The sequence below is a fragment of the Leptothoe kymatousa TAU-MAC 1615 genome, from assembly GCF_018739865.1.
GTDB lineage: Bacteria > Cyanobacteriota > Cyanobacteriia > Phormidesmidales > Phormidesmidaceae > Leptothoe > Leptothoe kymatousa.
On the sequence record NZ_JADOER010000002.1, the window covers coordinates 217557 to 230387 of the forward strand.

Sequence of the window (12831 nt, forward strand, 5' to 3'; positions counted from 1 at the left end):
GCTGATACACCGCAGCCAAAAAAGGCAACGGATAAGAGGCTGGCATCTATCTGAGTGACCAGTGATCACCCTCGATAAACCCGGCCTAGAGTAGAGTCCTAAGTACAGCAACTATCAGACATCGGAACGTGGAAACCCCGTTCACTTTCCCTGAGTAAAGGTCGATGACCAGGGTAGGTGCTAACCAAATAGGTGACCGGGATTGGGATTGAGTAAGAAGCCAATGCTTGGGGTAATACCCGAGATACGCAGACGTACTCACTGCAACTTGGACGTAGACAACCCTAGTAGAGCTTATAAGCTATGAGCCCGTACTTACAAACGAGGTATAGATGGAACGAGCTGCCCTGGAAGCGTATCCAGAGCAACGTGTTCAAACTCCAACGGCGGATCTACAGAGCCAGTCAGAGTGGTGACGTCAAGACAGTTCACAAACTACAACGTCTGCTCATCAAATCCTGGTATGGACGGCTGATAGCCGTTCGTAGAGTCACTCAAGATAATCAGGGCAAGAAGACGGCGGGTATCGACGGGGTGAAGAATCTCACCGCCACCCAGCGTCTCCTTATGGCTCAGCAACTGAGCCAAATCCCCAAACCTCGTCCGCTCAGACGAATCTGGATTCCAAAGCCAGGTAAACGGGAGAAGCGCCCCTTATCAATACCGGTGATGCACGATAGAGCGGCCCAATCGTTGGTCAAGCTATCACTAGAACCCGAATGGGAAGCGAAGTTTGAACCCAATGTGTATGGGTTTCGTCCAGGAAGGTCTTGCCAAGATGCAATTGCGGCCATCTTTAGAACTATCTGCCAACGACCCAAGTATGTGCTCGAAGGCGATATCAGAGGATGCTTCAACAACATCTCACATCGGGCCTTGCTTGAGAAAGTCCAAGCACCGCCTTTCATTCGCCGATTACTGCGCGCATGGCTCAAGTGTGGTGTCCTAGACCGAGGATTCCAAACAACTGATAGAGGAACACCACAAGGTGGGGTGATCTCTCCGCTACTAGCTCTGATAGCGCTACACGGTGTCGAGTCACACCTCAAATTGTTAGGTACGCAGAAGAACCCGATTCACACAGTGTTCTACGCTGATGATTTTGTGGTCCTTGCGCCTCGTCTAAGTGACATCCAACGGGCAAAAGAAGCCATAGAACAGTGGATGAAGACGGTCGGGCTTGAACTACATCCTCAGAAAACCACTATCTGTCACACCCTTAAGGGGCAGGCGGGTTTCGACTTTTTGGGATTTCATATCAAGCAATATTCGGCTGGCAAGTACGCTTCAAAACGAGGCTACAAGACCTTAATCAAACCCAGCCAGGAAAGTAAACAGCGTCATCTGGCTCGACTCAAAGAGATCGTAGCTAATCATAAGGCGGCTCCTCAGGCTGCTCTCATAGCTCGTCTCAATCCAGTCATTGTTGGATGGTGCAGGTACTTCTCATCAGTGGTGAGTAAGGCTACTTTCGCTGCAATGGATGCCCAGCTTTTCTGGCATCTATTTCGCTGGGCAAAGAGCAGACACCCAAACCTAAACACGCACGATAGCGTTTCACGCTATTGGCGAGTGAACCAAGGTAGGGGATGGTTATTTGCTACGACAGACCAGCTCAGGTTGCGTCGTCACAACGAAACACCTATCCGTAGACATGTGAAAGTTAGGGCTACCCGCTCACCGTTTGATGGTGACTGGGTGTATTGGGGCACCAGGCTAAGTCGATATCCTGGTCTTGCTCCGATAAAAGCCAAACTGCTCAAACAGCAGCAAGGTAAATGCGCTAACTGCAGACTGTACTTTACGTCAGAGGATGATATTGAACTTCATCACCGAGACGGTCGTCACGACAACAACTGCTATAAAAATCTGGCTTTGCTACACCGTCACTGCCATGACCAGGTACATGCAACCAGAACGACAGTTTCTGATGGTATTCTTGACAATGAACCAAGTTGGAGAGGAGCCGGATGATGGGAAACTATCAAGTCCGGTTTTGAAGCCGAGTCGGAGGGGTGACTCTCCGGCTTAGGTTAACCACTCTCTTACTAGGTGCGATCTCACCCTCCAGGACAGTTTGCGATCGCACCTAGCAGCCTTACTCCAAACCAGCCGTCACTCCGCCAGCCCCTACAACCGCCGCACCAGCATACTAATCATCTGGTCAGCATCGGGCCGCAAAATCAACCGATTATCCGGCACTTCGATCAGTGTGCTCCACTGGCTCGTCTCCACATAGCGTAGATTGTGCAGCAGATGAATCGTCTGGCGAATGTCGCTGGGTCGCCCTAGCAAAATATGACGGATCGTACTGCCAGCGGGCAGGCGGTCAAAATCAGTCGGCAATGTGGATTCTGTGAAACTCATCGGGGCTTTCCTTCGCGGATTTTCCGCAATACAACAGGAGGAAATGCCCCAAAAAAAGTTAGCCACCCTGCAACTAAAATCAGGGTGGCTGTAAAATGCTCACAGCTCACCAACTGGGTTCGTCAGTTGGAAGGGTTAGCGGGGTGGTCGTGTTGGTAGCACTTCCATCTCGCGCAGCTAATTTTTTTTGGGTGCGAAAAAGCAACTTCGGACAGTTGCTTAGTTTGTAAATTATCAGGCCCAGATCGATGAGTCAAGCCAGATATTAGACGGTGCATCAGCAGACCACACCCGGTCAGATTATTTCATAAAGTTGCCCCTGCTACTGACATTAACTAGCAAGCTAAAACGCAGGCACCCAATAAAGAGATCCAAAGGATAGTTGCGTCGGGTGATGGTTGCAGGGACTTCTGCCTAAAGTTTTCAATTTTTACTGACAGTTAAATCGATCCTTATGGATTTTCCAGATGAAGTGATATTCATAGATCCTGTAGCCCCCCATCCAGTTGGCTTGAATAACTGACTATCTCCACCACAACAAGTCACTACAGTTGGGTGTTTGACTGAACTGCTAAATGACTCTGCTGAAAGTTCAAAATATGATCCACTGGAAGTGCATTTTGGTTCAATGTAAATACCCCAAAATATAAAATTAGGCTCATCACAAGTGATTCTTAAAGTTCTGGATATTGTTGGAGTTTGATGTCTTTTTACCTTGAAATTCTCATCCTTAGTACTAATACTAACTGTTTTGCCAGGACCTGCTAATTCAAGGCGTATACCTCCTCCTGGAATAGTACTAAGAATTTCATACCAGTCACTGCTGTAATTCTTGAATTTAGCAAATGCTCTTGTGTCTCTTATCCTTGTTCCTATCGTAAATGATGTCCAATCTGCGGCACATCCTAAAAACTCTAGATCATCAAATACATCTTTTTGATTACATGATATTTTCCAGTTTTTAAATCCCTCTACCTTAGTCTTTTTATTGAGTGAAGATAATAATTGATCCTCAACAACTTTAATTGTCGCTCTGTAAGGCTCTTTTCTTAGCTCCTTTTCAGAAATCTCATAAGCTGCAAACTCAAGAACTCTGCTAGATGAGTTAACTGCTGAAGCCACATCATTCACAGCCTGAGCAGCTCGAATATATGGAATCGCTTTCAATACGAAATCTCCCATAAAGTCAGTTATGACTTCTTCTGCATAAACTTCTTTCAAAGCATCTATATACATCTCACCAAGAGTATTAGCTAGTAAAGCTGAGTTCTCTCCTTTTAAGAGGCAATTTAGGATAGGGGTATTGCCTGAAGATTCGTATATGCAATTCTGTAGATTTTTTGAGATTTCACTAATAAGTGGAACATACTCTAAGAGGGTTTCGACAACTTTCCTGTTATCACTTTCTCCATTGCTATTGCTATTAGAATTAAAACTATCCAACACACCTATAGTATTACCAAGAGCATTCAATATCTCAAGATTTATGAGTATAGCGTTATAAGTTAATGCACTTCCAATATTATCTCCTTTATAAGAAGAAAGGGCAGACATTAGTACTTCATAATTCCCAGATTGATCTAGCAAGGTTTGATCAAAATCTATGCTGACTGGACTACTTCCCCACCAATAGTAATTTTTAGAGTCATTAGGTAGTATTAACTTGTTGCCAACAGGTAGATCTTTTATGTCCTCCCAATTTTGAGAGTTTTTCCATGAATTATCTTTGTCAACAAAGTTCTTTGGTAAAACGATAACTTGTTCTGCAATTCGTACTCCTCCATCAAGATTTAACTTGCCAGGAGAAGTAATCAATTCAAGTCGGTCTCTCCAAAGTCTATTTAATATTGGTGAATCATTTTCATAGTTAAATCCTGTGCTTGCATTCTCCAGTATCTTGTAATCAAAGAACAGTTTGACAGACTCCGCGCGAGCAACTTCACCAAAAATAATCCTGGTTCCTCTACGGATGTATTCTTCAAGTAACCCAGACCGAGGTTCTTCGACAGTAGTAGGTTCTCCTATCTCTCCTAGCCCAAATCTATCTTGAAGTATTTTCGCAAAGGCTTCAGCTTTTTTCTGTTGAGTAAATGATGAAACTTGAATATACTGGCCATCCTTGCCTTCTCTTTTCTTGGAATATGCATCACCGCAGAAAGACTTTTTAACCTCCTTTAGGTTTGCCTCAGTATACTTTGTGTATACAGGATAGAAATTAACAGGATACTGTGCGCTATCTTTGGGTAGAGCATCACCACAAGATTTTGATGGCAAGTTAAAGTTAAACTTTGCCTGTATTTCCTGTGCTTCACTTGTCTGAACAGCGATATTGCTACCACTATCAGAGGCACTATCTTGGCTATTGCGCACGTATTCAGCTGCTATTTCTGTTGATAGCTGTATAACTTTATCCTCAAGAAGGTCACCCGAGTTTGAGACTAAGTTGACCAATTCCTCAAATTTAGGATTTTCAGATACTCTTTCAAAGATACTTATTCTTTTATCTGGTGTTACCCCCAGTAGAATAGGGTTAATCATTACTAACGAACGAGCTGTAGATTCATAGCTTAAATTAGGTTCTTCATTAACTTGTGGAACGAAGAAGTCGAGTAACTGAATCTGATCATTCATTTTTGAAGCGACAAGAACCATACCGTTTTGGTCCTTGGTGTCACCCTCATCAGAAGTAGTGTTTATAAGCTTATCAAGCTTGACATGTCCCTTTTTATTGGGCTTTGCAGATGAAGTAAGAGTTACTATATCTAATGTCTCAATTTTATCCAGCCCTTCCGGTAAATCTACTGTGTTGATTTGAATCTTGTTTCTTGTGCTGCCACATGCGGATATGAGTATTGTAGATAATGCCAGTAAAGATAACCTTTTGGATAAGAATCGCCCACAAAAATTAGCTGTCTTCTGTTGAACAAGATGCATGTCTTTAATCAGTTCCGCAACCATTACTACATGTCTTATTCAAGAATGCCCTGTAGTAACGGTGATATCACTTTTTACTGATTCGTTTTATAACCATACAATGCTTATATTCTTGTCCTGAGATTTAGTTTATTTTTCCTCAGCTAATATCTTTCTTGTAGTCAGATTCTATTAATTTGATACCATTGGGTTAGTAATTAGTAGGTTCTGAAAGCTATCGTTATGGGGCTAGGCCACCAATTCAAACTACAGGTCATCCACTCAGACATCTTTAGAGAGAGTCAATTTACCCCTGAACAATCCCACGAGTGGCTCAGCGACGAACTCAAAGCCTACCAAAAGCCCTGTATCATCGTCGTTCCAGAAACAGACCTACTGTCAATGGTCAAGATGATCAGCCTAGTCAACAAATTTCCAAAAGACCCCATCGAACTAGCGATCTCCAGTCCCCAAAGCATTACCTTTCGCACCAATCCACCCATCACAGCCGAAGGCAACATCTGGCAAGCACTCCAGACCCGATATCAACTATCTGACGACGATACCTTAGATGTCCTCAACTGGACCGGCATCCGAGGCGGATCGATCCGTAAACTTAGCTGGTTCAAGACCCACGGCTGGAACAAACCAACCCAGTTTTTAACCCAGCTCAGCCAAGACTTTAAAGATATCGACTCTCAATCTCATCACTAAGACAAACAAACGTCACCGGAACACCATTAGACGTCGCTAGACAATTAGTGTAATACCCTTGCTGCAATGTATTTCGCAGTTCCCTAGCCTGTTCAACAGTATTGAAATAAAAGGCAAACCCAACGCCACCCATAACAATATCGTCAGGATTTAACCAGCTAAATTCCAAAGGCGGGTTACCTTCGCTTAAATCGATATTCGTATAGCGCCTAAAGCCAGTAATGGAGCGGGCGATTTGAAGGAGTTGTACTTGCGATAAAGGATTCACGGATGGAGATGGGCGAGTAGGTTGTCAGTATTTTGTTCGATGGTGCAAAGCCTTGATAACTAAGGCAACCAAGGATATTGACTAAAATCAGGCTGTCGTTTCTCCAAAAACGCCTGTTTCCCCTCCGCCCCCTCTTCTGTTAGGTAATACAACAGCGTAGCATTGCCCGCCAGCTCCTGCAGCCCCGCCTGCCCATCACAATCCGCATTAAACGCCGACTTCAAACACCGAATCGCCGTAGGACTCTTCTGCAATACCTCCTGCGCCCACTGCACCCCTTCCGCCTCCAGCTGATCCACCGGAACAACATGATTCACCAACCCCATGTCCAAAGCCTGGTTTGCATCATACTGCCGACACAAAAACCAAATCTCCCTCGCCTTTTTCTGGCCAACAATCCGCGCTAAATAGCTCGCCCCAAAGCCCCCATCAAAGCTGCCCACCTTCGGCCCCGTTTGGCCAAAGATCGCATTGTCCGCCGCAATGGTTAGATCGCAGATCAGATGTAGTACATGGCCACCACCAATGGCATAGCCCGCCACCAGCGCAATGATTACCTTGGGCATGGACCGAATCAACCGCTGCAGGTCCAACACATTCAGCCGAGGAATGCCGTCAGTGCCGATATACCCCGCCTTACCCCGCACGCTTTGGTCTCCACCGGAACAGAATGCATACTTCCCATCGGTATGGGGACCCGCACCCGTCAGCAACACAACGCCGATGGACGTATCTTCCCTGGCATCGCAGAAAGCATCGTATAGCTCAAACACAGTCTTGGGCCGAAAGGCATTGCGCTTGTGGGGCCGGTTGATGGTGATTTTCGCCATGCCGTTGGCCTTGTGATAGAAAATGTCTTCGTAGGTTTTGACCGATTGCCAATCGACTTGCATGGTGTGTCCGAGGGGTGAAGGATCGCCCGGTGAGCGTGATCGCTCGGTGGGCACTGCTCACCCTACCAATTCCCACACTGCCTTAATCATTACAAGCCTGTTACAAAACCAGATTGACCGAGGCAAAAGGCTGATATCTACGGGAGAATAGTTTCTCAAAGAAAATATAAGTCTTCGTTCCGCCGTCCCATGGCCTATTACTGGTTTAAGTCATTTCATATTTTTGGTGTTGTGGCCTGGTTTGCAGGTCTTTTTTACCTAGCGCGGTTGTTTATCTATCACGTGGAAGCGGAGATGGAGGTGGAACCGGCCCAGGGCATTTTGAAAAAGCAGTACAGCATTATGGAAAAGCGGCTGTACAACATCATTACCACTCCGGCCATGGTGCTGACGGTGGCGATGGCGGCGGGGCTGCTCTACACCATGCCGGACTATCTACACCAGGGCTGGATGCACGCCAAGCTAGGTTTCGTTGGGGTGCTGTTGTTTTATCACTTCTACTGCGGTCGCCTGATGAAGCAGCTGGAAGCGGGGGAATGTAAGTGGAACAGTAAGACCCTGCGTTTGTTTAATGAAGGTCCCACACTGCTGCTAGTCATCATTGTGATGCTGGTAATCTTCAAGGGCGAGTTCCCCACCGGGGCCACCACCTGGCTGATTGTGGCGCTGACCATTTCGTTTTTGGCGACGATCCAGCTCTATGCCCGCAAGCGCCGTTTGGATAAGGAACGCGAAGTGGCGGAAGCCGCCGCTGGCAAAGAACAGGTCCTGCAATCCTAGGCGATCCCTCATTCCCTCTCGGGCGGGGGGCCGCAGGTGGGGTGGGTTTTCAATCACTAGCGCTAATGGCTAACCCACCCCGATGCCCCTCCCAGGAGGGGAAATGTTATCCCGTGGTGCTGAATGTGTTAATAAACCACTAGGAATACGAGTTCGATTGAAATGAAGTTTGGAGGGTGGGCAATGCTCACCCTTTTTCAATTTGCAGCTTCTCCACCATCTACCCCCATGAGAAACCTTACAAAATCCATCCTGGCCATTGTTTGCACCCTTTGCGCGGGGCTGATCATGACCTGGGCCAGCGTTGCCCAAACCCCGGATAAGGTGCCGGTGGCCATGGGTACCGGTGGCGCGGTGGCCTCGGTGGATGCCGATGCTAGCCGCATTGGCATTGAGGTGCTGCGTCAGGGGGGCAACGCGGTGGATGCGGCGGTGGCGACGGCGGCGGCCCTGGGGGTGACGGATCCGTTTTCGGCGGGCATCGGCGGCGGTGGGTTTATGGTGATCTACCTGAAGGACCAGGACCGGGTGATTACGTTGGATGGCCGTGAGGAAGCGCCTGCGGCGGTGACCTCAGACCTGTTTCGAGACCTGGATGACCCAGAAGGGGGCAATTTACCCTATTTCCCTAATCGCATTAGCAGCGGCCTGGCGGTGGGTGTGCCGGGGACGCCCCTAAACTGGCAGACGGCCCTATCGCGCTATGGCACCTTTGCTTTGGCGGATGCCCTGGCTCCGGCAATTGACCTGGCGGAATCTGGGTTTACGGTGGATGAAACCTTTGCCCAGCAGGTGGCCCGCAACCAGCCGAGGTTTTCGGCCTTTACGTCTACTAGCCAGCTCTATTTGCCCAATGGGGCACCGCCTGCGGTGGGTTCTACGTTCAAAAATCCTGATATGGCGAAGGCCTATGGGTTGCTGGCCAGTGAGGGGGTGAATAGTTTTTATCGGGGGGAGCTGGCTGGGGCGATCGCAACCACGGTCCAGTCGCCACCCACGGTCGAAAATCCTTCTTTTACCGTCCATCCGGGCACCATGACCCTCAACGATTTGGACCGCTATGAAGTGCGGGTGCGGCCGCCGGTGGTGAACGACTACCGGGGCTATCGGTTCTATGGCATGGGCCTCCCCAGCAGCGGCGGCATTACGGTGGGCCAGATTCTGGGCCGGTTGGAAAGTAGCGACCTGGGCAGCTTGGACCGGGCGGAGGCCATGCATCGGATTATTGAAGCGGAGCGGCTGGCGTTTTGCGATCGCAATGCCTACCTGGGCGATCCAGAATATGTCGATGCCCCCGTGGCCGGTCTCCTCAACACCGACTATCTGGCGACCAAATCCCTGCCATCCCAGGCGAGCGAACCCTGCACCAGCCCCGGTGACCCGCTCCCATTCCAAACCGACCCTAGCCCCAGTTTGGCCACCCCACGTCAGCTGGCCCAAGCCAATGGCCAGGAAGGCCTTTCCACCACCCACCTGGTCACCGCCGACGACGCTGGCAATATGGTTTCCTACACCCTCACCATTGAATCCACCGGCGGTTCGGGCATGGTGGTACCGGGCTATGGCTTTATTCTCAACAACGAGCTGACCGATTTTGACACCGCCCTGCCCCACCCCAACGCCCCCGAACCGGGCAAGCGCCCCCGCAGTAGCATGGCCCCCACCATTGCCCTGGCCCCCGACGGCCGCATGGTGGCCTTTGGCAGCCCCGGTGGATCTACCATCATCACCACCGTGGCCGGGATCGCCACCAATTTAGTCGACTTTGACCTGGCCCTACCCCAAGCCATCAGCGCCCCGCGCCTATCCCAACGCAATGGCCCCCAAACCACCGTAGAAAAAGCGTTAGAGGGGAGCGATGTGGCCCAAAGCTTGGCCGAGCGGGGGCATCAGCTACGCTGGGTGGATGAAATCGGTGCCGCCACCGGTCTAGAAATTTGGCCCAATGGCTCCATGCAGGTCGCCGCAGAGCCCGAGCGACGGGGCGGTGGGGCGGCCCAGGTGGTGCAGCCTGCCCGTGGGGCCTAACGCCATGCTAAATTTCACAACAAACTATGGGGTTTGCCGCATATTGCCAGTACCGTGGTATCCGTGAAATCCCTTGCTCAGAGATATGTGAAATCGCCCTGTAGACAATCTAGAAACTGCATCACGCCAGATAACATCGCCAATAGCGACACATTATGCTTATTTATTGGGGATACTAGAAACAGCCATTTGAGCAACAGGGTCATCACATAAGCAAAAAAAGTACGTAACAGGGACGCGGTCTGCTAAGTGCTCCAAGAGTTTGACATATCAATTACAGCCGTCGGCGATGACCGATATTTAGTGCGTACAGAGCAGGTTGCGCCGGGCGTACCCCTGGCACAGGAACAGTTTCACTGGCCCATAGACGACTGGCTGGCCGAAGCTTCCACCCTCATGTACGACCCACTCCTTGGCATTCTCAAAGGGGAGTCGAGTCAGCGGTGGGCCTCTAGACCCACATACCGTTCTGGCCGCAATAACGACGGTGGGCCAGATGATAAATTACCCACCCTGGTGGGCCTTGGCCAATCTCTTTACAACAGCCTCTTTGATCGCACCCTGCGGGATAGCTGGCTGACGGCCCAAGGCATTGCCCAGCACCGTCGCTCTCCATTGCGGTTGCGCCTGGGCCTGAAGGGAGAAAAACTACAGAAGCTGCCCTGGGAAGTGCTACACGCGAGCGATCGCCCCCTGGGCACTGGCACGGATGTTACATTTTCGCGCTATCACCTGCAGCGACGCCAGGGATATGATCGCCCAGGCTCAACCGTGCCCGATTTTGATCAGCCCCTGCGGGTGCTGATGGTGATTGCGGCACCCAACGATCAAGACCGCCTAGAACTGGCGCGGGAAGCAAAGCATCTGAAGGATGAGCTCCACCCCGTTTCCATGCGCTCTGGTGGCGACTACAATCTTTTGCCCCAGCAGCAGCTGGACGTGCAGCTGACGGTGCTAGAACAGCCGGGCCGCGCAGAACTGACCCAAGCCCTAGAGCAGGGCCACTACCAGGCGTTGCACTATGCCGGCCATAGCAACCTGGGAAATGCAGGGGGCGACCTCTATTTGGTGAGTCGTCAGACCGGGTTGACCGAGCGCATCAGTGGTGAAGATCTGGCTGGTTTGCTGTCTAACAACGGTGTCAAGCTGGCGGTTTTAAATTCTTGCCGTGGCGCCTATGCCCAGACCGGTGGCCCGGAAGTGGGCTGGCATGAACAAAATTTGGCCCATGCCCTGGTTAACCGTGGCATCCCTGGGGTGATTGCCATGGCGGAGCGAATTCCCGATGATGTGGCGATTACGTTTACCCAACTGCTCTATCGCAACCTGAAGCAGGGCAATCCCATTGACCTTTGTTTAAATCGGACGCGCCAGGGCTTGATTTCGGCCCATGGCTCCCACTACAGCTATTGGGCGTTGCCGATTCTGTATATGCAGCCTGGGTTTGATGGCTACCTGGCCAGTAAGCTGGGGAATGACAACAGCGCCCTCGATAAGCTGCTGATGGAGTCCGAGGCTGCGATCGCGGCCCTGGATGAGCCCCAAGATCGCAGCCAGACCAAGCCAGAAGAGGCCATTAGTCCGGCGGATGTCAATTTAGACGATGTGGTAGAAACCGTTGGGCTGGATGAAATTTTGCCCAACAATGAAGAAGATGCGGCCACTGTCCAGGAGTTAGTGAAAAAGCTGTCGCAGTCTTCCCCAGCGGGGGAGATGATGCCAGCGGATGTCGATGAACCGTTGATTCCCGATACGTTGGAAACGCCGGGTCTGGATTTATATGAACAGCTGCCCAAGAAAAATGTAACGTCCCCCGTCAGTGAGACAGACGCGACCGAGGCCACCATCTACGACGATGACATGGAGCTGGTGTCTGGCGTGGAGGGGGGCCAAACATCTTCTGCCCAGCCCAAGGTCCGTCGCCAACACATTGCCCTGGGGCTGGGGGCAGCGGCTGTTTTGGGGTTGGCCGGTGTGGGGGTGAGCGACCCCTTGAATGTCTTTAATGCGCCGCCCGTTACCCCTGACGACTCGGCCCCAGTAACCTCCTTAGAGCTGGGCAATGCGGGCCTTGCCAGCGATGATCCAGCAATTGTGGCGGCCTCCTTAGGGGCCATGGCGGCTGAGCAGGGGCCGCAGCCTACGTTGGATAAATTGATTGAATCGGGGGTGGGGGAAGACCTTACCCGAGTCTTTGCCCAGGGGCAGCTCCAGTGGGAGGTGATGAACCAGAGTTCGTTTATTGACGATGCCTTTGGCCCTGATAATGCTATGCGGTCGTGGGAATATGCCCTGGAGCTGAAGCCGAAGTGGTTAGCCGCCCAGGTGGCTGTTGGGGTGACCTATTATGAGCAGCAGCGCTTGCAGGATGCCATTGACGTTTGGGAAGCCGCGTTGGCGAATAATGGGAATGGCCAGGAGATTCCCATTCCGCCCCTGCATCGTACGGGGCAGATTGTTAAAATTCCCAATGAACCGACAAAACTCCATGCCAATATTGGCTTGGCCATGGCCTATTACCAGCAGGCAGAACAAGAGCTAGACGACACTGAAAAGGATGTGAAACTGGCCCTAGCTAAAAACTATTGGGAAGATGCGGTAAAAGCTGCCAGTAATCGGGAAATTACCGTGGAAACGGTGGTGACATCCCACTGGCTTTGGTCGGAAAAAGCCAGTATCGATTGGAGCGATGCCAATAATGCGATCGCAAATTATGTCAGCCAGGCAAACTAGCTATTGCACGGTCTGTTTACCTGGTTGATTCGACAATCGACTGATCCAAATACAAAAGGGATGAGCCATGGCAACATGACCCATCCCTTTTAATATTTATCCACAATATTTATTCGGTTCTACTGATAGTTACGG

At 50.4% G+C, this 12831-nt stretch carries 9 protein-coding genes; 5 read left to right on the top strand and 4 right to left on the bottom strand.

Going from position 1 to position 12831, the window contains the following annotated elements:
* Positions 1-369 precede the first annotated feature (369 nt).
* A complete protein-coding gene (ltrA, locus tag IXB28_RS01325) occupies positions 370-1974 on the top strand; it encodes a group II intron reverse transcriptase/maturase (protein ID WP_407659118.1) in 1605 nt (534 codons plus the stop codon).
* Positions 1975-2130: 156 nt separating this feature from the next.
* Here ltrA and IXB28_RS01330 read toward each other — a convergent pair whose 3' ends face one another.
* Both IXB28_RS01330 and IXB28_RS01335 read right to left on the bottom strand, forming a co-directional pair.
* The gene (locus IXB28_RS01330; protein ID WP_215616735.1) at positions 2131-2367 is read right to left on the bottom strand and encodes a hypothetical protein; all 237 of its coding nucleotides are present in this window, start codon (positions 2365-2367) and stop codon (positions 2131-2133) included.
* Positions 2368-2790: 423 nt separating this feature from the next.
* A complete protein-coding gene (locus IXB28_RS01335; protein WP_215616736.1) occupies positions 2791-5325 on the bottom strand; it encodes a hypothetical protein in 2535 nt (844 codons plus the stop codon).
* Positions 5326-5523: 198 nt separating this feature from the next.
* Here IXB28_RS01335 and IXB28_RS01340 point away from each other — a divergent pair, with 198 nt between their 5' ends.
* Positions 5524-5994 (top strand): hypothetical protein, encoded by a 471-nt coding sequence (locus IXB28_RS01340; protein WP_215616737.1) that lies wholly within the window; start codon positions 5524-5526, stop codon positions 5992-5994.
* On the opposite strand, the gene IXB28_RS01345 is transcribed toward IXB28_RS01340, so the two are convergent.
* Positions 5963-6262 (bottom strand): hypothetical protein, encoded by a 300-nt coding sequence (locus tag IXB28_RS01345; protein ID WP_215616738.1) that lies wholly within the window; start codon positions 6260-6262, stop codon positions 5963-5965. The two genes, IXB28_RS01340 and IXB28_RS01345, sit on opposite strands and share 32 nt — an antisense overlap.
* Before the next feature lie 59 nt (positions 6263-6321).
* Positions 6322-7155: a 1,4-dihydroxy-2-naphthoyl-CoA synthase gene (gene menB, locus IXB28_RS01350; protein ID WP_215616802.1), complete on the bottom strand. Its 834-nt coding sequence runs from the start codon at positions 7153-7155 to the stop codon at positions 6322-6324.
* 189 nt (positions 7156-7344) lie between these two features.
* On the opposite strand from menB, the gene hemJ reads away from it, so the two are divergent.
* The 3 genes from hemJ to IXB28_RS01365 all read left to right on the top strand — a co-directional run bounded on the left by hemJ (position 7345) and on the right by IXB28_RS01365 (position 12696).
* A complete protein-coding gene (gene hemJ / locus IXB28_RS01355) occupies positions 7345-7935 on the top strand; it encodes a protoporphyrinogen oxidase HemJ (protein ID WP_215616739.1) in 591 nt (196 codons plus the stop codon).
* A 228-nt stretch (positions 7936-8163) separates the two neighbouring features.
* Entirely contained in the window at positions 8164-9963 is a 1800-nt protein-coding gene (gene ggt / locus IXB28_RS01360; protein WP_215616740.1) for a gamma-glutamyltransferase, read from the top strand.
* A gap of 249 nt (positions 9964-10212) precedes the next feature.
* A complete protein-coding gene (locus tag IXB28_RS01365; RefSeq protein WP_215616741.1) occupies positions 10213-12696 on the top strand; it encodes a CHAT domain-containing protein in 2484 nt (827 codons plus the stop codon).
* The last annotated feature ends 135 nt before the right edge of the window (positions 12697-12831 follow it).

Coding starts and splice junctions, on each gene's coding strand:
- IXB28_RS01330 (WP_215616735.1), bottom strand. CDS start 2,367: ATGAGTTTCACAGAATCCACATTGCCGACTGATTTTGACCGCCTGCCC.
- IXB28_RS01335 (WP_215616736.1), bottom strand. CDS start 5,325: ATGGTTGCGGAACTGATTAAAGACATGCATCTTGTTCAACAGAAGACA.
- IXB28_RS01340 (WP_215616737.1), top strand. CDS start 5,524: ATGGGGCTAGGCCACCAATTCAAACTACAGGTCATCCACTCAGACATC.
- menB (WP_215616802.1), bottom strand. CDS start 7,155: ATGCAAGTCGATTGGCAATCGGTCAAAACCTACGAAGACATTTTCTAT.
- hemJ (WP_215616739.1), top strand. CDS start 7,345: ATGGCCTATTACTGGTTTAAGTCATTTCATATTTTTGGTGTTGTGGCC.
- ggt (WP_215616740.1), top strand. CDS start 8,164: ATGAGAAACCTTACAAAATCCATCCTGGCCATTGTTTGCACCCTTTGC.